19 protein-coding genes are annotated in these 21,765 nt (G+C 72.3%); 10 read left to right on the plus strand and 9 right to left on the minus strand.

Translation table 11 applies throughout. The annotated features are described in order from the left end of the window. Positions 1–27: 27 nt before the first annotated feature. Together HUT12_RS31085 and HUT12_RS31090 are read right to left on the minus strand one after the other, a co-directional pair. Positions 28–369: a hypothetical protein gene (locus HUT12_RS31085; protein ID WP_131054304.1), complete on the minus strand. Its 342-nt coding sequence runs from the start codon at positions 367–369 to the stop codon at positions 28–30. Then, positions 366–758, minus strand: a complete 393-nt coding sequence (locus tag HUT12_RS31090; RefSeq protein WP_131054305.1) for a YbaB/EbfC family nucleoid-associated protein — start codon at positions 756–758, stop codon at positions 366–368. The genes HUT12_RS31085 and HUT12_RS31090 overlap by 4 nt, the downstream gene beginning before the upstream one ends. Before the next feature lie 209 nt (positions 759–967). On the opposite strand from HUT12_RS31090, the gene mycP (HUT12_RS31095) reads away from it, so the two are divergent. Beyond that, positions 968–2,209, plus strand: coding sequence for a type VII secretion-associated serine protease mycosin (gene mycP / locus HUT12_RS31095; protein ID WP_176096054.1), 1,242 nt, complete (start codon positions 968–970; stop codon positions 2,207–2,209). A 93-nt stretch (positions 2,210–2,302) separates the two neighbouring features. Here the strand turns inward: mycP (HUT12_RS31095) and HUT12_RS31100 are convergent, their stop codons facing one another. The 3 genes from HUT12_RS31100 to eccB all read right to left on the minus strand — a co-directional run bounded on the left by HUT12_RS31100 (position 2,303) and on the right by eccB (position 4,523). Then, complete coding sequence (locus HUT12_RS31100; protein ID WP_131057129.1) at positions 2,303–2,593, minus strand: WXG100 family type VII secretion target; 291 nt, start codon at positions 2,591–2,593, stop codon at positions 2,303–2,305. A gap of 14 nt (positions 2,594–2,607) precedes the next feature. Next, entirely contained in the window at positions 2,608–2,937 is a 330-nt protein-coding gene (locus tag HUT12_RS31105) for a WXG100 family type VII secretion target (RefSeq protein WP_131057127.1), read from the minus strand. A 158-nt stretch (positions 2,938–3,095) separates the two neighbouring features. Then, positions 3,096–4,523: a type VII secretion protein EccB gene (eccB, locus tag HUT12_RS31110; RefSeq protein WP_176095505.1), complete on the minus strand. Its 1,428-nt coding sequence runs from the start codon at positions 4,521–4,523 to the stop codon at positions 3,096–3,098. Positions 4,524–4,667: 144 nt separating this feature from the next. Here eccB and HUT12_RS31115 point away from each other — a divergent pair, with 144 nt between their 5' ends. Then, a complete protein-coding gene (locus HUT12_RS31115; RefSeq protein ID WP_176095506.1) occupies positions 4,668–5,420 on the plus strand; it encodes an SUKH-3 domain-containing protein in 753 nt (250 codons plus the stop codon). A 3-nt stretch (positions 5,421–5,423) separates the two neighbouring features. On the opposite strand, the gene eccD is transcribed toward HUT12_RS31115, so the two are convergent. Beyond that, positions 5,424–6,812: a type VII secretion integral membrane protein EccD gene (gene eccD / locus HUT12_RS31120; RefSeq protein WP_176095507.1), complete on the minus strand. Its 1,389-nt coding sequence runs from the start codon at positions 6,810–6,812 to the stop codon at positions 5,424–5,426. A gap of 170 nt (positions 6,813–6,982) precedes the next feature. Here eccD and eccCa point away from each other — a divergent pair, with 170 nt between their 5' ends. From eccCa to HUT12_RS31145, 5 genes are all read left to right on the plus strand, one after another. Continuing rightward, positions 6,983–10,945 (plus strand): type VII secretion protein EccCa, encoded by a 3,963-nt coding sequence (gene eccCa, locus HUT12_RS31125; RefSeq protein ID WP_176095508.1) that lies wholly within the window; start codon positions 6,983–6,985, stop codon positions 10,943–10,945. A 178-nt stretch (positions 10,946–11,123) separates the two neighbouring features. Continuing rightward, positions 11,124–11,747 (plus strand): hypothetical protein, encoded by a 624-nt coding sequence (locus tag HUT12_RS31130; RefSeq protein ID WP_131055008.1) that lies wholly within the window; start codon positions 11,124–11,126, stop codon positions 11,745–11,747. Between the two features lie 33 nt (positions 11,748–11,780). Continuing rightward, complete coding sequence (locus HUT12_RS31135; protein WP_176095509.1) at positions 11,781–13,508, plus strand: WXG100 family type VII secretion target; 1,728 nt, start codon at positions 11,781–11,783, stop codon at positions 13,506–13,508. Positions 13,509–13,613: 105 nt separating this feature from the next. Then, on the plus strand, positions 13,614–14,864 hold the full coding sequence (mycP, locus tag HUT12_RS31140; RefSeq protein WP_176095510.1) for a type VII secretion-associated serine protease mycosin: 1,251 nt from the start codon (positions 13,614–13,616) through the stop codon (positions 14,862–14,864). A gap of 147 nt (positions 14,865–15,011) precedes the next feature. After that, on the plus strand, positions 15,012–15,500 hold the full coding sequence (locus tag HUT12_RS31145) for a hypothetical protein (RefSeq protein WP_176095511.1): 489 nt from the start codon (positions 15,012–15,014) through the stop codon (positions 15,498–15,500). On the opposite strand, the gene HUT12_RS31150 is transcribed toward HUT12_RS31145, so the two are convergent. The 3 genes from HUT12_RS31150 to HUT12_RS31160 form a co-directional block, all read right to left on the minus strand. Continuing rightward, positions 15,501–16,718, minus strand: coding sequence for an SseB family protein (locus HUT12_RS31150; protein WP_176096055.1), 1,218 nt, complete (start codon positions 16,716–16,718; stop codon positions 15,501–15,503). It abuts the gene before it with no gap. Positions 16,719–16,789: 71 nt separating this feature from the next. After that, the gene (locus HUT12_RS31155; RefSeq protein ID WP_176095512.1) at positions 16,790–17,275 is read right to left on the minus strand and encodes an SUKH-3 domain-containing protein; all 486 of its coding nucleotides are present in this window, start codon (positions 17,273–17,275) and stop codon (positions 16,790–16,792) included. Beyond that, the gene (locus HUT12_RS31160; protein WP_131055396.1) at positions 17,272–17,655 is read right to left on the minus strand and encodes a YwqJ-related putative deaminase; all 384 of its coding nucleotides are present in this window, start codon (positions 17,653–17,655) and stop codon (positions 17,272–17,274) included. The genes HUT12_RS31155 and HUT12_RS31160 overlap by 4 nt, the downstream gene beginning before the upstream one ends. 203 nt (positions 17,656–17,858) lie before the next feature. On the opposite strand from HUT12_RS31160, the gene HUT12_RS31165 reads away from it, so the two are divergent. Genes HUT12_RS31165 through HUT12_RS31175 form a run of 3 tightly spaced genes read left to right on the plus strand, consistent with a single transcriptional unit; the run spans position 17,859 to position 21,746 of the window. Next, positions 17,859–19,538, plus strand: coding sequence for a right-handed parallel beta-helix repeat-containing protein (locus HUT12_RS31165; protein WP_131055394.1), 1,680 nt, complete (start codon positions 17,859–17,861; stop codon positions 19,536–19,538). 31 nt (positions 19,539–19,569) lie between these two features. Then, positions 19,570–21,057, plus strand: coding sequence for a type VII secretion protein EccE (eccE, locus tag HUT12_RS31170; RefSeq protein ID WP_176095513.1), 1,488 nt, complete (start codon positions 19,570–19,572; stop codon positions 21,055–21,057). Beyond that, positions 21,054–21,746, plus strand: coding sequence for a hypothetical protein (locus HUT12_RS31175; protein ID WP_131054478.1), 693 nt, complete (start codon positions 21,054–21,056; stop codon positions 21,744–21,746). Before eccE ends, HUT12_RS31175 begins: the two co-directional genes overlap by 4 nt. The last annotated feature ends 19 nt before the right edge of the window (positions 21,747–21,765 follow it).

Consider the following 21,765-nt stretch of genomic DNA (forward strand, 5'->3'; position numbering starts at 1 on the left):
CGATGTCGACCGGTGAACGGTCGCCGGCTACTTCTCTTCGCCGCCGAACAGCGTCCGGGTCATGTCGTCGACGTCGACGGTGCCCTCGACCGCACCCTTGACGGTCGGGCCCAGCAGCTCCACCACCGGCACCAGACCGTGGCCCATGTCGAGGACCTTCTGTGCCGGCTGGTTGTCGCCGCCGAGGTAGTTCTTGTTGAACTCGTTGCCCGGCTCGTCGTCGCCCCACGGCCGACCGCCGTTGAGCGTCTCGATCGTCGTGGCGGCACTCCGGAAACGCATGGCCAGCAGGGCACCGGCGGAGCCCAGTCGGTTGGCACCGTCCAGGGCCGCGTCGGGCTTGACGAAGGTCTCGCGCAGTTCGCTCACCGTTTCTCCTCCCCGGGCAGGTCACTGTCCAGTTGTCGGAAGATCCCGTCGAGATCGTGGTCGATGTAGGCCTGGAACTGGCTGTCCGGCACGTACGGCTGGAGGAGCTGCTCGACCTCGGCCATGGCCTTCTCACTCGCCCGGCGGATCGTCTCGGTGACGGTGGCCGAGAGCTCCTTGGAGTCCGGACGGCGATAGATGCGCGGGTCGAACTCGACCTTCGTCACCTGCCCACGGGGCCCGGCGGTCACGGTGACCAGGCCATCCTCGGAGGTGACCGTGGCCTTCACCGCTTTGATCTTCTGCTGGAGGTCACCCACGCCGGAGCGCATCCGCTCGAACTGAGCCATCAGTTCGTCGGCACGGGCGCGCAGCGCCTGTACGTCCATGGCGTGTCCCTCCCCGCGCACGTCCACGTCTCACCCGCGCCTTGGGCGTGGCGACTCGACCATACTGAATGGGCGCGACATCGGGGTGGCCGGTCTGCGGCCGAGCGTCGTTAGGATGCACCGGCACCGGTCGACGGGGAGGTGAGCAGGCAGTGTTCCGTGACCGTCCGATCGCGGCATTCGCCCTCGTGGGAGCCGTTCTGGCCACGATGGTGACCGCGCCCGCCCCGACCCCGGCCCGGGCCGATCCGACGATTTGCCGGAATCCGAGCGATCCGGGAGAGATGAACATCGAGACCCCGTGGCACCAGCGGTGGTTGGCGCCGCAGCGGGTCTGGCCGTTCAGCACCGGTGCGCGGGTGAAGGTCGCGGTGATCGACTCCGGCACGGACAGCACCCATCCCCAGATGGCCGGACGGGTGGCCGCCGGCTTCGACGCGTTGCGTGACGCGCCGGGGGGCGATGTGGACTGTGTCTCCCACGGCACTGCCGTGGCCAGCATCATCGCGGCCGGCCGGATGGAGGGGATCGGGTTCTACGGCCTTGCTCCGGACGCCACGATCGTGCCGATCCGGGTCAGTGAGCGCAACGCCAACGAGCAGCCGGGAACCGGTGGCGACACCGTCACCAGCGAGGTCTTCGCCCGGGCGATCCGGCGGGCGGTCGACGAGGGCGCCAAGGTGATCAACATGTCGGTGACGCTCTACTACTGGGACAAGGACGTCGAGCAGGCCGTCAGGTACGCGGTGGATCGGGACGTCGTACTGGTGGCCGCCGCCGGCAACCAGCACCAGGACGGTGCCCGTCCCGACCCGGTGCCGTACCCGGCCGACTTCGACGGGGTGATCGGCGTGGGCGCCGTCGACCAGAACGGGGCCCGGATCAGGCAGTCCCAGATCGGACCGTACGTGGACGTCGTCGCGCCGGGCGGGGCGGTGGTGGCCGCCACCCGCGTGTTCGGACACAGCGTATGGGACGGCACCAGCTTCGCCGCCCCGATGGTGAGCGCCACCGCCGCGCTGATCCGCGCGGCGGAGCCGAACCTATCGGCCAAGGAGGTCACCCGGCGGATCCTGGCCACCGCCGACCCGGCCCGTGGCGACGCCGAGGCCGGGTACGGCAGTGGAGTGGTCAATCCGTACCGCGCCGTCACCGAACGTCTGACCAGTGCGGCACCGGTGGCCCAACCTCCGCTGCCCGACGTGCCCTACGACGCCGCTGCGGAGGCCCGTGCCGAGCGGTGGGCGGTCTTCGGCCGGTGGGCACTCTGGATCGGTCTGCCGCTGGCCGTGCTCTCGGTCTGCGTGGCGGTCCTGGCGGCGTTGCTGCCGCGCGGGCGACGCACCCGGTGGCGGCCCACTCGGCCGTCGGCGCCACCCGCCCCGATGCCCGAGATCGACGAGCCCGAGGAGGCGTTCTTCCGGGTACCGACGTCGACGCCGCGCGGCTGACCAGCACGGCGGCACAGGCAGCACTGCCGCACAGGCCTTACGACGACGGCCCGGCACAGGGCCGGGCCGTCGAGGTGTCTCCTGGTGGCGGGATCAGCCGCCGAACTTCTGCCGGTTCGCCGCCTCACGGGCCTGCATCTTGCCCGCCGACTCGCGCAGCGCGCGCTCGATCCGGGTGAGCAGGTCACGCAGGTCGTTGGCGGCCGACTCCCACTCTGCCTGCCGCTGGAAGTACGCCTCACGGGCGTCGCCGTCCCAGGTCGCGAGCAGCGGGGCGATGCCGGACTTGAGCCCGTCCAGCTCGCCGGTCATGTTCCGGACCGCGCCACCACAGCTGTCCGCCGCCGCGTTCAGGCCCGCGAAGTTGTACCGAATCTCCGTCATGACTTATCTCCCCGTCAGAGCTTCAGCGCCGCGGTGATCTGGCCGGCGGTCGCGCCCGCGCCCTCCATGTCCGACCGGATCTCCTCGTCGCTGACGTCGTAGTCCTTACCGGCCGATCCCACGGCCTCGGCGATCGCGCGCAGCGCGACGTTGAGCCGGGCCATGTCCTGGTCGAACCGCTCACGGACCTGGTGGAAGGAACCCGCGCCGGCCCCCTTCCACTGGTCGTACAGCGGAGCGAGCTGGTCCATCAGCGAGTTGAGGTTGCCGGTGAGCCGGTCGGCGACGGCATCGACGTCACCCTCGGTCTTCAGCATCAAGCCGGTGTCGGTATTCATCGACATGGCGGAAGTCACCCCCGTCCTCGTTCGATCGCCCCGCGTCACCGGGGGCGGCGTGTCAGTCGGCGCTCACGCACCATCGTCGTACGAACGGTAACGGGTCGTGTCCAGTCGACGCTAGACCAGGAACCCGGCCCAGCCTTCCATTGTGGCTGGTCGGATCACTCCGGGTCGAGTGCCCGCTTGGCGATCGCCGGGTCGAGGGCGGGACCGGCGGGCAGCCGGACCACCAGGCTGGCCGGCAGTCGTACCGGCTGCACACCGGAGTAGCCGAGCATCGCCGCCACCCCTTCGGACGCCAGCGGGTAGCGGTAGCCGATGTCGGTGACCAGGTTGAGGGTGCCGGTCCGCTGGTCCGGGGAGGGCACGGCATCGACAAGCACGCCGTAACCGGGTGCGATCACCACCCGGTCGGCCAGCGGAATGCCGTCGCCGGTCTGCTCACCGGTCCGCACCGGCTCGCGTACCGGTTGCACCTCGGCGTCGAGCAGCACCGTCGGCTCGTCCTGGTCCGGCTGGTAGGCGGCACAGACGGCGGGCTGGTCACCGGTCAGTCGGGCGATCTCGGGCCGCTGCTCCGGGGCGCGGTGCCGACCCTGGGCCGGTGCCTCGCCCTTCGGCGCGGCGGCGGCGGTGCCGGCGGCGAGTTCCAGCGCCCGGGGCTCCGAGGAGTCCGGGTACGCCGCGCGGGTCTCCGGGTCGGCCAGCACCACGTCCGCCTGCACCGGAGTCAGCGGTACGAGCCGGTTCCGCTCGGCCTGGTAGTGCTGGCGCGTGCCGTTCTGGCTCTCCACCACGAAGACCTGACCAACCCGGGCGTTCGCCAGCGCGGTCGAGGTCGTCCCCCGGTCGGAGACCCGACGAGGCGCGATCGGTTCTCCGGCGGGCAGGGCGTTCAGCCAGGCACCACCGACCTCCACCACCGGTTCGGCGCTCATGGTGAGCCCCTCCAGCACGATCTTCTCGTTACGGATCTCGTACCGGTGGTCGCGCCAGACCAGGTGCAGTCGCTCGGTCTTGCGGTCGCGTACCAGCAGCGCCGCGTCGCCGGGCTCGCGCCCGCCCTCGGGTGCCCGCCCGACGGTGAGCACGGTGGTGGCGACGATCCCGCCGGCGGCGTTGCGGGCGGGCTGCGTGCACAGCGTCCACGGTCCGTCCAGGATCCGGTTGGCAGCCGGCAACGCGTCCGGCGCGAACGGGATGCCGATGCGGGGGCCACGGGGAGTACCGACCAACGAGTTGCGGGAGACCGACACGATCGGCGCAGCGGACTCCATGGCCAGCAGTGCCGAGGCGTAGTTGAGCACCGGGTGCAGGCGGCCCTCCCGATAGAGGTAGCGGGTGCCGGTCTCCTTCTCCAGGATGACCGCGCCGCCTTCCTTCCACTTCGTGGCGCCGCCGGGACGCAGCAGGCCGTAGACCCCGACGGCGCCCAGGAACAGCACCGCCACCATCACGCTGGCGAAACCGGCGCCACCGAGCCGACGGAACGGCGCCGACTCCGGGTCCGGGTCACGCGCCACCAGCGCGGAGGTCATCCGTTGCACGAAGAACTGGTACGACTGGACCTGGTCCCGCCGCGACGGCATGGCACCCCTCCCCCTGGCGTACACCCGGCACGGTCACGTGGGCCGCGCCGCGCGGTGCCTACCATATGCAGGGCGCCGGGCCAGCCGATGCCCGCACCCGGCCCGCCCGGCGAAACCGAACTCGCCAGCCCGAGGAGTCGTTCGATGATCAGTCGCGAGCAGGCCCTGGCCATCGCACGCCAGTGGGCCTCCGCCGATCGACCCGGTCCCGACCCCGAGATCGAGTTGTACGAGTTCGACCTCGGCTACGTCGCCTGGGAAGTGATCCCGCCACCACCACCCACCGACGGACCACCCGCCCCTCCAACATCCACCGGCTTTCCCAGCGCCGTCATCGACCGGGAGACCGGCGAGGTGTCACGGTGGCGTTCGGTACCTCCGGACCTGGTCGCCGAGGAGTACACCCAGCACCGGGCCGCCGAGGGACGCTTCCCGCCGGACGTACGGCATGTGTTGGACAAAGCCGGCTGGCGCCCCGGCCGCGACGCCACCTCCGCCGTGAACCACTGGATGCGACGTTTCGCCGACGAACTCACCGGCCTGGAATGCTCCCCCGCCGCCCGCGCCGCCCTGGTCGAGTTCGGTGGTCTGCGGCTTCCCCAGTTCGGTGGTCACGGCGAGCCCGGCGGCGGCTACATGAGCTTCATCTTTCCTACGCTCGGCGGCATCGTCACCGACAAGGCACACGGCTTCTCGGAGGAGTTCGACAACCCGGTCTTCCCATTCGGCAACAACGAGGACGGACCATCCGAACTGGTCGTGGACGCCCAGGGACGCGTCTTCATGCTGCACTGGGCCGACGACTTCTTCGTCGGTCCCGACATCGACTCCGCCATCGTCGCACTCATCCGGGGCGGCCCGATGACCGAAGCCAGCGACCTCGACTGGCAGACCTGAGGGTCAGCCGTTGATGGCGCGCATGAAGGCGTACAGGCCCAGCACGCTGCACGCCACCGGCACGATGGCGAGTTGGAGCAGGATGTCGCACACGTCGCCGAGGCGGGCCAGCCGGGGTGACGGGGGGCGTCGGCTGTAGGCGAGCCCGGCGGCGGCGGCGAGACCGGCCGCGACCAGGGCCACCGGCAGCACCGCCAGCACCCGCGCGGCCGTCGACGCGTCGGCCGCGCCGACCAGGGGCAGCAGGCCCAGGCCCACCAGGCCGGCGGCGAGCATCGGCACCCGGTGCCGGACCGTCGCCACCAGCCGGGCCCGCAGCAGGTAGCCGAGCGAGATCACCCCGGCCAGCAGCAGCGCGGAGACGGTGCCGGTGGCGGTGAGTACGACCAGGCAGCTGACGGTGACGACGAAGGCCCCGAAGATCATGCCGGTGAGCACCTCGTCGGCGCGGGCGGTGGCCTGGTAGACGATCTCCCGCTTGGGCTGCGGCTCGTCCCGCAGCAGGTCCTCGGCGGTACGCGGCAGCGCCGGCATCGGCATCTTGCCGAGCCGTACGGAGAGCAGCGGCATCGCCGGCAGCAGGAGGGCCACCGCGCTGACCACGACGGCGGTGCCCTGGGCGGCGTCCATCGTGCCGAAGGCGAGCAGCCCGCCGACCATGCCCCAGAACCCGACGAAGACGGCGGCGACGAAGACCCGGGTCGCGTCACCGACGCCGAGCAGACCGAGCAGACCGGAGAGCAGCAGCACGGCGGAGCCGAGTAGCACGTGCGGCGCGCCCAGCGCCCAGACCGACTCACCGGAGCCGATCACCAGCACGCCGCCGACGAAGGCGTAGGGCAACCCGGCGGCGGCGACGACCGCTCCGGCCAGCGAGTCGGCCATCGCGCGGGACAGCACGATCCCGCCGGCCAGCAGCACCGCGGCGGTGCCGAGCGCGACCGCGCCACCGAGCCAGCCGGGCTGGGTGGAGGTGACGATCACGACCAGGCCGAGCAGGAGCAGCACACCCGCCACGATCAGGCCGGTCAGTCGGGTCGCGAACGGGGTCCAGGCGACGCCGCGACGCCGGGCGCCATCGGCGACGGCCTCCATGAGGTCGTCGTACGCCAGCTCCGGCCACTCGGTGCGGCGCGGCACCAGGTGCAGCGTCTCGCCGTCGCGGATGCTCTGGGCGGCGAGCGTACGGGTCAGGTCGACGGCGCTACCGTCGCTGCGGCGCAGCGTCCACCCGCCGTGGCCGGTGCCGTCCGACGGTTCCTCGTCGGCCTGGCGCAGCACCGCGGGCATCAGTCCGACGAGCGGCAGATGCTCGGGCAGGGCGAGGTCCAGCCGTCGGTGGGGGGCGACGACGGCGATGCGCGCGAGTCCGGTTCCGGCCTGGGTGACCACTGACGACCCCTCGGTACGCGGAGCGGGCCGATGGGCCCGCGGCTGTCCTGACGGGAGAAGGCTACCTACCATGTGCCGGTGACGCGGGTGCCGGTTCTCCGCGACGGCCGAGCGCACGGGGGTGTCGGGCGTACGCACCATGCCCGCGAGAGGCAACGGAGGTCTGTCACGTGAGCACCGTGGTCGTCAAACGACCCGCCCGGCAGCCGGAACCGGAGTATCCCTCCGGCGAGGTGCTCCTGGAGGCACCGCCCGAGGTGCCGGCGCCGACCGGTAAGGCCTGGGGGCAGATGATGATGATGCTGCCGATGCTCGCCGGTTCGTTCGCGATGGCCCTGATGTTCGCGGGTCGGGGCGGTTCGACTCTCGGGTACGTCACCGGTGGTCTGTTCGGGCTCTCCGCCATCGGCATGCTCGGTTCGCAGTTGAGCAACAACGCGGGCGGGCCGGGAAAGCAGGAGATGCTCCAGCGACGCCGGGAGTACATGACGCACCTGTCGCGGCAGCGTCGTCGGGTGTTGAAGACGATCCGCAAGCAGCGCGAGGCGGCCTTCTATCGGCACCCGGATCCGGACATCCTCTGGTCGCTGCCGTTGGGGCAGCGGTTGTGGGAGCGCCGGCGCGGCGACGTGGACTTCGGTACCGTCCGGATCGGCCTGGGCCCGCAGGAACTGGCCACGCCCCTGGTGCCGCCGCCGGCCACGTCGCTGGAGAAGTTGGAGCCGATGTGCGCGCTGGCGTTGCGCCGGTTCCTCACCACCTACGGTGAGGTGCCCGACCTGCCGGTGACCATGGCGCTGAACGGGTTCGCCCGGGTGCACCTGCGCGGCGACGTCGAGGCGGCGCGCGGCATGGTCCGGGCGGTGCTCGCCCAGGCCGCCGCGTTCCACGCGCCGGACGACATGCTGATCGCGATCTGCGTGGCGCCGGATCGGCGGGCCGGGTGGGAGTGGACGAAGTGGTTGCCGCACGCCCTGCACCCGTCGCGTACCGACGCGTTGGGGCAACTGCGGTTGGTGTCGCCCTCGGTGACCGGCCTGGAGGCGATGCTCGACGACGTACTCGCCAGCCGGCCCCGGTTCAACGCCAGCGGTGGCGGTCAGCAGGTCCCCGGGCCACACGTGCTGGTGGTCGTGGACGGCGGTGACACCGCCGGTTCCGACCATCTGATGACCGAGGGCGGGGTGGAGGGTGTGACCCTGCTCGACCTCTCCACTCCGGCGCCGCGTCTGCTCGACCGGGCGCGGCTGGTGCTGGAGGTGTCGGCGGACCGCCGGCTGGACAGTGTCACGGTGGACGGGCCTGCGGAGATCGGGCGGGCCGACGACTGCCGACCGGCCGAGGTCGAGGCGCTGGCCATGCAGTTGGCTCCGCTGCGTCTGTCGGCCGCCTCGCGCAGCGGCGGCGACACCCCGTTGACCGGCGAGTTGGGCCTGGCCGACCTGCTCGACATCGGCGACCCGTACGAGTTCGACGTCGACCAGGGCTGGCAGCCGCGCCCCAACCGCGACAAGTTGCGGGTGCCGATCGGGATCGGCAGCGACGGCGGGCCGGTGGAGCTGGACCTGAAGGAGTCCGCGCAGGACGGCATGGGGCCGCACGGGCTGCTCATCGGCGCGACCGGGTCCGGCAAGTCCGAACTGCTGCGGACCCTGGTGCTGGCGCTGGCGGCCACCCACTCGTCGGAGAGCCTCAACTTCGTCCTGGTCGACTTCAAGGGCGGCGCCACCTTCACCCGGCTGGACGGGTTGCCGCACACCAGCGCGGTGATCACCAACCTGGCCGACGAGCTGCCGCTGGTGGACCGGATGACCGACTCCATCAACGGTGAGCTGGTCCGTCGGCAGGAGTTGCTCCGGGCCGCCGGCAACTACGCCTCGCAGCGCGACTACGAGAAGGCCCGGGCGGCGGGTGCGCCGCTGTCGCCGTTGCCGAGCCTGCTGATCATCTGTGACGAGTTCTCCGAGCTGCTCACCGCGAAGCCCGACTTCATCGACATGTTCGTGCAGATCGGCCGGGTCGGCCGGTCGCTCGGCGTGCATCTGCTGCTGGCCAGCCAGCGGTTGGAGGAGGGGCGGTTGCGGGGGCTGGACACCCATCTGTCGTACCGGATCGGTCTGCGGACCTTCTCCGCGATGGAGTCGCGGGTGGTGCTCGGTGCCACCGACGCGTACGAGCTGCCCCGGTCGCCGGGGCACGGCTACCTGCGGTTCGGCACCGAGCCGTTGGTGCGGTTCAAGGCCGCGTACGTCTCCGGCGCGTACCGGAGCAAGATCGCCGCAGCGGTCGCGGCGGGTGACGGCGGGGACCGGGTACGCGAGTACACCACCGCCTACGTCGCCCCGCCGGTGACCCGCACGCCGAAGCCGGAGGAGACACCGGATCCGGTCGACGGGGTCGGCGAGAGCGTGCTGGACATCCTGGTCGGCCGGCTCGCCGGTCGGGGCAAACCGGCCCACCAGGTGTGGCTGCCGCCGCTGGCCGAGCCGCCGACCCTGGACCAGTTGCTGCCGCCGTTGACGGCCGACCCGGCGCGCGGGGTGACCGTGGCGCACGCCGGTCTGCTGGGCGAGTTGCAGGTGGCGGTGGGCATCGTCGACAAGCCGTTCGAGCAACGCCGGGACGTGCTCTGGTTCGACCTGGGCGGGGCGGCCGGACACGCGGTGATCGTCGGAGGTCCGCAGAGCGGCAAGAGCACCCTGCTGCGTACCGTGGTCACCTCGCTGGCCCTGACGCACACCCCTCGGGAAGCCCAGGTGTACTGCCTCGACCTGGGCAGCAGCGCGCTCTCCTCGTTGCGCGAGCTGCCGCACGTCGGCTCGGTGGCGACCCGCCTCGACGCCGGCCTGGTGCGGCGTACCGTGGCCGAGTTGCAGTTGCTGATGGGCGAGCGGGAGCGCCGGTTCGCCGAGCGTGGCGTGGACTCGATGTCCGAGTACCGGCGGGCGCGACGCCACGGGCAGCACGACGACGACCCGTTCGGCGACGTCTTCCTGGTCATCGACGGCTGGGCCACGCTGCGGTCGGAGTTCGAGGACCTCGAACCCACCATCAACGACATCGCCAACCGTGGTCTCTCCTTCGGCATCCACCTGATCGTCACCGCCGGACGGTGGATGGACCTGCGTCCGGCCGTCCGGGACGTCTTCGGGACCCGGTTGGAGCTGTGGCTGGCCGACGCGAGCGACTCCAACCTGGACCGCCGGGCGGCGATGAACGTGCCGGACAAGTCACCGGGACGCGGCATCACGCCGGACGGCCAGCAGTTCCTTGCGGCGCTGCCCCGGGCTGACAGCTCGCAGGAGGCGGAGACCCTGCCCGAGGGGGCACGCAAGCTGGTCACCGACCTGGCCGCCGCCTGGCAGGGGCCGGGTGCCCCGCCGATTCGGCTGCTTCCGCCGGTGGTCCCTTACGGCAGCCTGCTGGACACCGGCCGCCCGGGGGTGCCGATCGGCATCGCCGAGGTGGACCTGCAGCCGGTGCACCTGGACTTCGCCGCCGACCCGCACTTCATCCTGTTCGGCGACGGCGAGTCGGGTAAGAGCACGTTCCTGCGGGCGCTGGCGCAGACGATCGTCGACCGCAACGAGCTGACCCAGGCGCGGCTGGTCCTCGTGGACTACCGACGCAGTCTGCTCGGTGACATCGACTCGCCGCACCTGATCGGGTACGGCTCGACGGCACAGGTCACCGAGGGCATCGTGACCGAGGTCGCCGCCGTGATGCGGGACCGGCTGCCACCGCCGGACATCAGCGCGGAACGGTTGCGGGCCCGCGACTGGTGGAAGGGCCCCGACCTGTACGTGCTGGTCGACGACTACGACCTGGTGGCGGGCGCGGGCAGCAACCCGCTGACCCCGCTGCTGGAGTTCCTGCCCCAGGCCCGGGACATCGGTCTGCACCTGGTCATCGCCCGCCGCACCGGTGGCGCGAGCCGGGCGTTGTACGAGCCCGTCCTGATGCGGCTGCGGGAGATCAGCACACCGGGCATCGTGATGTCCGGCAACCGGGACGAGGGGGTGCTGCTCGGCACCGTCCGTCCCGGGCCGCTGCCACCGGGCCGGGGCTGGCTGGTGTCCCGGCGCGGCGGGACCCGGCTGGTGCAGCTGGTGCAGCTTCCACCACGGTCCTGAGCGCGGTACGGGGTTGCCCGGACGGCCTACCGTCGGCCAGAGTGGATTATCGTGCGCGGCTGCGCGACCGCCTCGGTGGTCGACGACCCACAGGCTGCGACTCCGGCACAAGGCGGGACCCTCGCCGGGGCGCGTGGGCCGGCCGCGCCGGTGCCAGGTGAGTGATCGGGGGAGGGACATGGGCGACGAGTGGCTCGTCGACGAAGAGATCAACGTCGACATCCAGCAGCTCAAGGACTTTGCGCAGGCAATCCAGAAGGAGTTGGACGAGAACTTCCGGCCCAGTTTCGAGGGCGGCCTGCAACCCATGCTCACCGTACAGGCGCCGTTCGGCGGCGGCGGGATGAAGGAGGCCGCGTTCTTCCGGGGCCGCCACGACGAGAGCCGGATGGCGGTCTCCCACCTGATGGGCGACGCGATGAAGGGACTCGTCGCGCTCAGCACCGCCGCCATCTCGATCTCGGCTGAGTACCTGACCGGTGACGCGCTCGCCCAGGCCACCAACGACGACGTCCTCAACGCGTTCCACGGGGTCGACGGTCAGGAGACGCTCAGCGGCGCCTGGCAGGAGGGCAACGCCGACGATCCGGCCGGGACCGTTCCTCAGGAGGCCGCCAACCCCGTGCCGATGAACCCCTACGAGGGTATGGACTCCTGCCCGACCGGCGATCGGCGCGAGGAGACTCCGGCGTGGGCCCAGCGCGAGGTGGTCGGTGAGGGTCCGGGGGCGTACGTGATCGCAGGAGACGCCGAACGTCTGCACGGGGATCACCTCGCGATCGACCAGTCGAACCTGCGGTGACGGTCGGCCGGTCAGCGAAGCGGAGGAGCGGGGATGAGTGACTACTACGGCTGGCAGCCGCCGAGCTACCACATGTATTCCGGGGTGTCGGACGACTACGCGGCCGAGCGGGCCGCCCAGTCCACGCCGTACGAACCCACCTCCTGGGACTCGGTGAACATCGAGCAGATGTGGGAGTACGTCCGCAAGGAGAGCGACGAACGCACGACCGCGCTCGCCGAGATGTGGCGACGCGCCGCCAGTCTGCTCCAGTCGACCCGGGACAACCTCCAGCGCCACGCGGACTCGCTCGACGCCAAGTGGCAGTCGCCGGCCGCCCGCGTCTTCATGGGCCGGGTCGGCGCGACGCTGCACTCGCTGGACGAGTGGAAGACCGTGGCGAGCAACAACGCCACCGGTCTGGAGCAGCTCGCCAGCAAGATCAAGACCACTCAACAGGACATGCTGGCTCTCTGGCAGGAATATCAGGCCGAGCAGCGCAACCAGCAGCGGATCTACGATGAGGACAAGGCCAAGGTCACCTTCAGCGACATCTTCGGCGACAAGCACAAGTCCTACGAAGAGGTCCAGACGGAGTTTCACCAGCGAGCCAAGAACATCGCCAAGCCGCTGGCCGACCTCTACATCGACGTGTACATCACCAACATCTCCCGGGGCGGCAAGTTCAAGGGACCGACCGACGCCGTCATCAACTATGGATCGGCACCTCGGCCCGGTGCACCGGGCCGGCCGGGCGGCGCCCCGGGCGCGCCCTCGCTCAACGGCTCGCGCCCGAACCGGCCGGACATGCCGAACCGGCCGGACACGGGCGATCGGCCCGCCGCACCCGCCGCTCCGCCGCCGGGCACGCCGGACGGCGTCAGCCTCGCCGGCACCACCGCTCCGGTCGCTCCGGCCGGTCCGCCGCTGGCCGCACCACCGCCGGTGAACACGCCGAACACGCCCGTCGCACCCGGCCCGGCCCCGCCGCCGGTGACGGGTCCCGGACTTCGTCCGGCCAACCCGGGCCTGCACCAACCGGGCTCGGGCGGTCGACCGAACGCTCCCCGCACCTCGCTGCCGGGCGCCGGCGGACCCACCACGCCGGGCAGCCGAGGGCCGGCGCCGAACCGTCCCACGCTTCCTGGAGCTGGTGGAGCGGGTAACGGCGCCGGGGCGCCTCCGGGCGGCAAGCGCGGGCCCGCACCGAACCGTCCGACCCTGCCGGGCAACACCGGTGCACCGGGGGCGCCGGGCGCACGTCCGGGCCGACCGGGCGGGCTGCGGCCGACCGGCTCACCCACCCCACCGGCGTCCAGCCCGAAGCTGCCGGGATCCACGGCCCGTCCCGGTCAGCGCGGCGCCGCCCCCGGGCGTCCGGCCGCCTCGCCGCCACCGAGCCTCGGTGGACAGCGCGGCACCACACCGGGAACCCCGCCCAAGGCGGGTGCCGCTCCGGGCGGCCGGGGCGCCACTCCCCCGGCCACGCCGTCCGGCAAGTCCACTCCGGGCACCGGTGCCCGGCCCGGCCTGACCGGTCGCACCGGTGCCGCGCGTCCGGCACCGACGACCGGTCCGGCCCCCTCGCTCGGCGGACGCCGCGTTGGAGGCTCGGTGCCCAAGCCGCGGACCGGTCAGGCGCGCGGCGGGGAGCAGGAGACCTGGGAGTACGGCGAGGGCGACGACGAACTCTGGGTCACCGAGTCGTCCGCCGTCGGCGTGGTCGAGGCGCCGGCGGAGCAGCGGCCCCGAGAGCAGGGCAAGGCCCTCGGCCAGGGATGACGTGGGCGGGCCGGTCACCCCAGGCGGGGTCACCGGCCCGTACCATGCGGATGACCAAACGTCCCTCGGCCGTCCGGCCAGAGCCCACAGAGGAGGTTGACGGACATGCGTGTCCGCACCCGACCGGCACCGGCCCTGGCACTCGCCGCCATGAGTGTGCTGGCGACTCTCGCCCTTCCGGCAGTGCCCGCCCTGGCCGATTCGACCCGGGACGACTCCTGGCATCTCAAGGCGCTGGAGCTTCCGGAGATGCACAAGATCACCCAGGGTGAGGGTGTCGTGGTCGCGGTGGTCGACACCGGGGTGGACGCCCGCCATCAGGACCTGAAGGACAACGTCCTGCCCGGCGTCGACCTCTACGACGACGACAGCAAGGGCGGTGTCGATCGGCAGGGACACGGCACCGGGGTGGCGTCGTTGATCGCCGGTCACGGGCACGGTCCGGGCAACCGAGACGGAGTGCTCGGGATCGCCCCTAAAGCCAAGATCCTTCCGGTGACCGTCAGCAGCGAACGGAGTCCACTGATCCAGCCGACGGCGGTAGCTGCCGGGATCAACTGGGCGGTCGACAACGGCGCGGACATCGTCAACGTCTCGCTGAGCGCCAGCTTCAACGAGGAACTGAACCGAGCGGTCGAACGGGCGTACCAGCGGAACGTGATGGTGGTCGCTGGCGTGGGCAACCGCAAGGACGGCGTCATCGGTTATCCCGCCCGGCATCAGAGCGCCGTGGCAGTGAACGGCACCGACCGCAACGGTGTGATCAGCAAGGAGGCGGCGTTGCCGGCCGAAGAGGTCGACATCGCCGCGCCAGGCGAGGATCTCGTCAGCGCGGCACCGGGTGACAAGTACGTCACCGCGATCGGCACCAGCGGCAGTGCCGCGGTCGTCTCCGGTGCGCTGGCTCTGATCAAGGCGGAGTATCCGGACCTGAACGGGTACGACATGTTCCGGCGCCTGCTGGCGACCACCCGCGACGAGGGCGAGCCCGGCCACGACCTGCACTACGGTTGGGGAGTCCTCGACATCCGGCAGGCACTGACCGGCGAGCCGGACGGCCGCGGCACCGGCTCGGCCACGACCGCGCCGGGCGCAGGGGGCCTGGAGCCGTGGCAGGCCAACCCCCGTGAGCGCGAGGACGACATCCTGATCTTCGTCTGGGCAGTGATCATTGCCGTGTTCCTGCTCATTGTCGGCGGGATAGTGGGCATCGTCATGCTGAGGCGTGGCCGGGCCCGCCGTTACCAGGTCGAGTCGGCCGACGACAATTCACCAGCAGACGACGAAACGCCTTCGGACGCGCAGGAGGGGCTCGATCAGCCCGCAGACGCGGTCTGGCGTCGGCCGCCGGGCTGACCGATGCGTCCCGAGGAGGAACCCGTGACGTCGCCGCCCACCGGTGGATCTCCGTACCCGCCTCCCGGCCCCCCGCCGGTGTCCGGCCCGTACCCGGCGCCGGCCCCTTCCCCGATCCTCGGCCCGGCGCCGACGGTGGCCGGGTCGGTGGCTGCGACGTCCCACGGCGCCCAGGGTGAGCCGCCCGGCCTGCCCGGCCCCGAACGGACGGCGGCGTCACGCCCGCCCGTGGTCACGCTCGCGGTGCTGATGATGGCACCTGCGGTCGTCGTCTGGCTGGTCGCCGGGATCGCTTTCTTCCTGGCCATGCTGCGCACGGAGGGCACCGGGATCGGTCGGCTGCTGGTGGTCGGCATCGGTGGCGCCGTCCTCGCGCTCGCCCTGCTGGTGGTGTTCCTCGCCTCGCTCGGGATGATGATGGCCTGGCAGGGTGACGGTGCGGCCGGGCTGACCGTGCCGGCCGGCTTCACGTTCGGGATCTTCGTCGTCGTCATCGTCACGCTGCTGACACAGGGCAAGCTGACCTTCCAGCCGACGATGGTCACCCCACTGGTGGTGGGCGGCCTCGCGGGCGTCTCGCTCGCCCTGGTGTGCAGCCCGCCGGCCCGCGCCTGGTTCGCCCGTCGCCGGTCCTGATCAGGCCGGGGACCAGCGCCGCGCGGTCGCGTCGTAGCGGGCCAACAGCTCGTCCCGACCGTCCTGGTGCAGGCAGTGCAGGGCGGTGCCGTCCGGCACGACGAGCGACTCCATGCGTGGCCCGCCCTCGCCCCACTCCGGCGGCGTGGTCTCACCCGGCGGCCAGCGCAACACCGCCACCCACTCGTCGGCCTCCTCGAAGGGCGAGCCCTCGCCGAGCAGCCCGAGGCGGCGGTAGAGCCGTGCCGGGGTGTCGCGGCCCGGGCCGTGCCAGGCGTGCACCAGCCCGGCCGCCCGGTCGTATCCGTCGTCGAGGTAGGACGGTAGGTACCGGTGCGGGATGACCAGTTGCAACAGCAGCGGTACGTCCGGGTCCGGTCCCCCGTCGACCTCGCTTTCCGGGGCCGTACGCGGCACCGGTACGCCCCGCCGCGACGGCTCCGCGTACGCGGCCGTCTCGCGGCGACGCTGCTCCTCCTCGGCCGCCTCGGTGATCACCTCACGCAGTTCGCCGACCCACTCGCGCAGCTTCAGCAACGCCTCACCGGGCAACGCCGCCGCCAGCGCGGTGTCCGGATTGAGGAGCAACTGCCAGGAGAGGTCCGGCCAGTGGTCGGTGAGCTGGAGGCTGCTGATCACCACCAGGTCGTGGTCACCGAACGCCTGCCGCATCCGGGTCTCCGACGTGAACACCGGCAGGCTCGTCCGGCCCTGCTCGTCGGGCAGGCTCCACCAGGGGAACTCCGGGTCGGAGAGGTCCCGGGTGGCCGGGCCGTCCGGGCGCAGCGGTAACACCAGCTCGGCCCGGAACAACGCCGACATCAGCGCGTTCGGGTCCTGCCGGCGGATCGCCTCGCGCAGCGGCCGTTCCGCCTCGACCACCGGTGCGGCGACCGACCGCAGTTCCTCGGCGGTCAGCCGCAGCCCGATCGGCAGCCCGGCGTCGACGGCCAGCATCCACGTGTCGTCGGGCCAGTCGACGGCGAGGTCGGCGAGCCCGAGCACGTGGTAGCCGACCGACCGGCCGGGCAGGCCGGCGGCGATGGCTCCCGCCGAGGTGTAGGCGAGCACGTGGGTGATCCCGTCGTGGGTGCCGGTGGGCCACGCCACCGGTTCCAGACCGGCCGCCGCCGACGGCGACACCGGCAGCAGCAGTGGACCCTCGGCGAGTGCGGTGAGGAAGGCCGCCCTGTCGTCGGCCTCGGCGGCGGCCAGCATCGCCCGCTCGGTCGTGGTGGTGGGCTGCCAGTCGGTGGCGGGCTGTCGGTCGACGGCGGGGTGCCGGTCGGTCACCAGCCGCCGTCCCGGTTCACCCGCTGCGGCTGCCGGCCGAGCACCAGACCGGTGATCGCTTCGTCCAGGTCCGCCCCGAGGAACCAGTCCCCGGTGTGGTCCAGCACGAACACCCGACCCTGGGCGTCGACGGCGAGGATGCCGGTGCCGCCGCTCTCCTCGCCGAGCGGGCTCAACGGCGCGCCGATCGCCTCGGCCAGTTCGGCGAGCGTCTCCACCGACTGCCCCACCAGGAACGGGTCCAGGTGGAAGTCGCTCGGCGCGATCTGCTCGCCGTCGCCCCGCGGGATCACCCGCAGCCCGCCGAACTCGGCGTACGCGCCGATGGCCGCAGCGGTCATCACGTGCTGACGGCCGCCGGGGCTGGCCTGGGCGGCGATCCGCAGCCCCCACTCGCGGCCCCGGTCGTCGTCGCGGCCGTCGGGCGACCAACCCGCCTCGGCGAGGGCCTCGGCCACCAGGGGTGGGAACCGTCCGGTCACGTCAACGCCTCCATACCGAACCAGTCGAGCAGCGCGGCGCAGGATCGGCAGGGCGGCTGGACCTCGCCGTGGCGCGGGTCGCCCTCCTCGCGTACCCGGGTCACCCGCACCTTCGCGCCCCAGAGCAGCGCCCGGGCCCGCGCCGCCTCGATCGGTGGTCCACCCTGCTCGGCCGCGTACAGGCGGTCGGAGACCAGCACCGCCTCGGCGCACCAGCCGGCGAAGCGTTCGCGCTGGTCGACCGACAACCCGTGCAGGAAGCGCCGGACCACCGGGTGCAGGTCCGGCGGCACGTCCCCGCGTACCGAGGTGTGGGTGTAGACGGTGCCGTCGGCCAGCAGCGCACCCGCCGCCAGCGGCAGCATCCGCGGCTGCGTCATCCGTCCTCCCGGCGTCGACAGCGATCCGGCCCGGTGCGGCCTGAACTCGCCCGACGAGCCTAACCAGTACGAAGTCCCGACGCGGCCCGACTCTCGCCCGTCGGGCCGCCGTATCCCGGACGCGACAGGCTCACACGGCGTAGTACGGCTGGGATATCGTCGGTCCGACCCCCCGCATGCTCGCCGCACGAAGCCCCGGAGCCATGACGCGCACCCTTCTCGTCTCGACCGACCAAGCCGGCGCCTACCCGTCCATAGGTGAGGCGCTGGCGGCAGCGGGCGACGACACCGTCGTGGCGGTGAGCCCCGGCACGTACTACGAGGCGCTGTTCGTCAACGACCGTGGCGCCACCGTGGTCGCCGCCGAGGGGCCGGGCACGGTAACCATCGACGCCTCCTCCGGGACGTACCCGACGGTCTCCTGCAACTCCGGGCGCCTGGAGCTGCGTGACCTCGTGCTCAAGGCCGGTGACGCACCGGTCGTGGTGGCGGACCGGGCGAAGCTGACGCTGACCGGTTGCGAGCTGAGCGCCGGCTTCGGCGCCGCCGTCCAGATCGCCGGTCGCTCGGAGTTCAACCTGGCCCGCTGCCGGGTCACCGGGGGACGCTACGGCCTGGTGGTGGAGGACTCCGAGGGCAGCGTCGAGGGTTGCGAGTTCACCGACCTCGCCGAGGACGGCATCATCGTGCGGATCGGCGCCGCGCCGACGATCCGCACCACCACCGTGGCCCGGTGCGGCAACCGGGGCATCTACATCTACCAGTACGGCAAGCCCACCATCGAGGCGTGCGAGATCTCGCAGACCGGTCAGGCCGGGATCGCCGTGGTGCACCAGAGCGCGCCGGTGCTGCGCCGCTGCCGGATCCGGGACACCCGTGGTCCGGCGGTCTCCTTCGGCCGGGGCTGCCAGGGTTCGGTCACCGAGTGCACCACCGAGAACACCGCCGAACCGGCGTTCGAGATCGCCGAGGGAGCCTCCCCGACCATCGTGGAGGGTCGGGTGAACCGGCAGGCGGCCTTCGGTGCGGCAGCCGCCCGCGCCACCACGCCGCAGGACACCGCCCGGGTGGAGAGGCTGCTCGCCGACCTGGAGGCGATGGTGGGCCTGGAGTCGGTGAAGGACGAGGTCCGTGCCCTGATCGACGAGATCCAGGTCAACGAGTGGCGACGCAGCGCCGGGCTGCCGGTCGGTGCGGTGAGCCATCACCTGATCTTCGCCGGTGCGCCGGGCACCGGTAAGACCACGGTGGCGCGCATCTACGGCGAGTTGCTCGCCGCGCTGGGTGCCCTGCCCGGCGGCTCGTTCCGTGAGGTGTCCCGCCGCGACCTGGTCGGACAATATCTCGGCCACACCGCCGAGAAGACCGCTGCGGTGTTCGAGCAGGCGCGCGGCGGCGTGCTCTTCATCGACGAGGCGTACACCCTCTCCCGCTCGTTCGGCAGCGGCGGCGACTTCGGCCAGGAGGCCATCGACACGCTGGTCAAGCTGATGGAGGACCACCGGGACGAGATCGCGGTGATCGCCGCCGGCTACACCGGCGACATGGTGACGTTCCTCGACGCCAACGCCGGTCTGGCCTCCCGGTTCGCGCGGACGATCGAGTTCGGCAACTACTCGCCGGAGCAGTTGGTCGTGATCGTGGAGCGGATGGCCGACGGCGACGAGTACCTCCTGGACGACGGAGTGTCCGAGGTGCTCCGGGATCACTTCGGGACGATCGAACGCGACGAGAACTTCGGCAACGCCCGGGAGGCGCGCAAGCTGTTCGAGGGCGTACGCAAGGCTCAGGCACAGCGACTGCGCCAGTCCGGTCAGCGACCCAGCCTCGACGAGTTGCGTACCGTGACGGTCGCCGACGTCCAGGCCGCGATCGGACGCTGACCATGCCGGGCCGGTCAGGGAGGGGCGTGCGGTGACGCATCCGGGTGCGGCACGGCCGGGCGAACCGGGTTGGCAGCAACACCCGGGGGCCACGGCACCGCCACAGCAGCGCACGGCACCACCGCAGCAGGCCGCCGCGCCGGCACCGACGCTCGGCGGTGCCGGGCCGGGGCAGGAGTGGGCCGCTCAGCGTACTCAGGGGCGGGCGACCGTCGGGACCGCGTACATCAGCCAGGCCGCCGCGTCGGCCACGGCCGCTCCGGCAGCCGGGCCGCCGGTGGCGGCGACGTCGACGCCCACCGCCCAGCCGGACGCGGTGGCCCGACCGGCGGGCCTCGACGACGCGGCGACCGCACCCGACGCGGCAGCGGTCCCGGTGGTACGCCCGCACCGGCGCCCGTTGCGGGTCGGCGGGATCCACGTCGCCCAGCTCGTGGCCTGGCAGGCGGGTGCGGCCGGGGTGCTGGCCGCGAGCGCGCACGGTCTGCCGGTGACCGTCGCGGTGGCCACCGGTGTGGTGCTGCTGCTCTCGCCGACCGTGCTGCGGCACCGGGGCCGGTGGCTCTATCAGTGGCTGGCCGTCTGGTGGGGCTACCGGGGCAGACGTCGGCAGCTCACCGCGACCGGCATGGACGCGGCCTGGCAACTGCTGACCAATCTGGAGGGCAGCGTCGAACTCGACCAGGTCGAGATCGACGACCAGCCGGCCGTGCTGTTGACCCATCGGGGCGGCCTGAGTGCCGTGCTGGAGGTCGACCCGACCGAGGGCGCCCTGCTGATGGGTGCGCCGCAGGCCCTGCCGTCGCCGGTGTCGCTGTTGCCGGCGGCCGACCCGGACACTCCGGCCGTGGCGGTGCAGGTGTTGATCCAGGTCACCCCGGCGCCTCGGGCCCGTTCCGCAGCGGTGGACCGGGCGTACCGCGAGCTGACCGGCGGGGAGGTGCCGGCGAGCCGGCAGGCGTGGGTGGTGCTCCAGGCACCGCGTACCGCCGACTTCCACGCCGACCGTGACCTGCGCCCGGCCCTCACCGCGGCGATCCGCCGCACCCGACGGCAGTTGCGCCAGGACCGGGTGGCCGCGCGGCTGCTCAACCGGGACGAGGTGCTGGCCGCCGTCGCCGGGCTGACCCATCTCACCGACGGGCCGACCGGCGGTGACCGGCCGCTGGCCCGGGAGGGCTGGCGGCACTGGTCGGCGCAGGGTGTCCCGCAGAGCTGCCACCGGCTGCTCGACTGGCCGCGTCGGTCGTGGGAGGTCGATCCGCTGCTGCGCGGGCTGCCCGCGGTGGCCGGTGTGGTGTCCATCGCGGTGGCCCGGGACGCCACTGGCGCCGGTGCCGCCGGCACCGTGGTGGAGGTGGGCTTCCGGCTGATCGGGGCCGATGCCGACGCACTCGCCGCCGCCGACCGCGCACTGGAGGAGGCGGTCCGTGGTCACGGGGGTCGCCTGCAACGACTCGACGGCGAGCACGCGTACGGCGTGGCCGCCACCCTGCCGCTCGGAGGCTTCCTCAGGTGAACGGCGTCGCCTTTCCCGGCAGCCGGATGGGGCTGCACGTCACCGACGAGGCCGCCGTCGCGGGCCTGCACCTGGTCGCCGGGGGCGGCGGGCTGGTGGTCGGGCGCAACCGGCAGCAGGAGCCGGTGGGGCTGCGGGTGTTCCGGGCCGAGCCGACCCGGCTGATGCTGACCGGCGGGGTACGCGCCGCCGAGCTGCTCGCCTTCCGGGCCCTCGCGCTCGGTGCCCGGCTGTTCATCCAGACCGCACGCGAACAGGAGTGGGACGCCTTCCTGCGGCGCTGCGTGATCGGCCGGGAGATCGCCTCGTTCCTTCCTCCGGGAGTGGCTCCGCCGGTGCCCGCCACCCCGACCGAACCGCAGCTCGTGGTGATCGACACCGGTCCGGTCACCGGCCCGGACACCAACCTCAGCGCGCCCTGGCGGGCCACCCTCGTGGTCCGCGACGACCTGGCCGGTTGGGACGTGGAGGTGCTGGTCCGCAGCGACATCGTGGTGCTCCAGCGACTCACCGAGGCCGAGGCGGCGACCGCCGCCACCGCCCTCGGTCTGGTCAGCGTGCAGGGCTGGTTCACCCAACTGCATCCGGAGATGGTCGGCCTGATCACCAAGGGCAAGGTGCAGTGGGTGATGCTCAGCATGACCGGCACCGAAGGCCAGCTCATCGGTCCGGTGGCCCGGGGGGGCTGACCGCCGCACCTCGGCCGCC

Source organism: Verrucosispora sp. NA02020 (genome assembly GCF_013364215.1).
Lineage (GTDB): Bacteria > Actinomycetota > Actinomycetes > Mycobacteriales > Micromonosporaceae > Micromonospora.

What these genes read in the sequence shown, in the direction of transcription:
- HUT12_RS31090 (WP_131054305.1), bottom strand. Translation starts at nt 758, where the DNA reads ATGGACGTACAGGCGCTGCGCGCCCGTGCCGACGAACTGATGGCTCAG.
- mycP (WP_176096054.1), top strand. Translation starts at nt 968, where the DNA reads ATGGTGACCGCGCCCGCCCCGACCCCGGCCCGGGCCGATCCGACGATT.
- HUT12_RS31100 (WP_131057129.1), bottom strand. Translation starts at nt 2,593, where the DNA reads ATGACGGAGATTCGGTACAACTTCGCGGGCCTGAACGCGGCGGCGGAC.
- HUT12_RS31105 (WP_131057127.1), bottom strand. Translation starts at nt 2,937, where the DNA reads ATGTCGATGAATACCGACACCGGCTTGATGCTGAAGACCGAGGGTGAC.
- eccB (WP_176095505.1), bottom strand. Translation starts at nt 4,523, where the DNA reads ATGCCGTCGCGGCGGGACCAGGTCCAGTCGTACCAGTTCTTCGTGCAA.
- HUT12_RS31115 (WP_176095506.1), top strand. Translation starts at nt 4,668, where the DNA reads ATGATCAGTCGCGAGCAGGCCCTGGCCATCGCACGCCAGTGGGCCTCC.
- HUT12_RS31130 (WP_131055008.1), top strand. Translation starts at nt 11,124, where the DNA reads ATGGGCGACGAGTGGCTCGTCGACGAAGAGATCAACGTCGACATCCAG.
- HUT12_RS31135 (WP_176095509.1), top strand. Translation starts at nt 11,781, where the DNA reads ATGAGTGACTACTACGGCTGGCAGCCGCCGAGCTACCACATGTATTCC.
- mycP (WP_176095510.1), top strand. Translation starts at nt 13,614, where the DNA reads ATGCGTGTCCGCACCCGACCGGCACCGGCCCTGGCACTCGCCGCCATG.
- HUT12_RS31150 (WP_176096055.1), bottom strand. Translation starts at nt 16,718, where the DNA reads ATGCTGGCCGCCGCCGAGGCCGACGACAGGGCGGCCTTCCTCACCGCA.
- HUT12_RS31160 (WP_131055396.1), bottom strand. Translation starts at nt 17,655, where the DNA reads ATGACGCAGCCGCGGATGCTGCCGCTGGCGGCGGGTGCGCTGCTGGCC.
- HUT12_RS31165 (WP_131055394.1), top strand. Translation starts at nt 17,859, where the DNA reads ATGACGCGCACCCTTCTCGTCTCGACCGACCAAGCCGGCGCCTACCCG.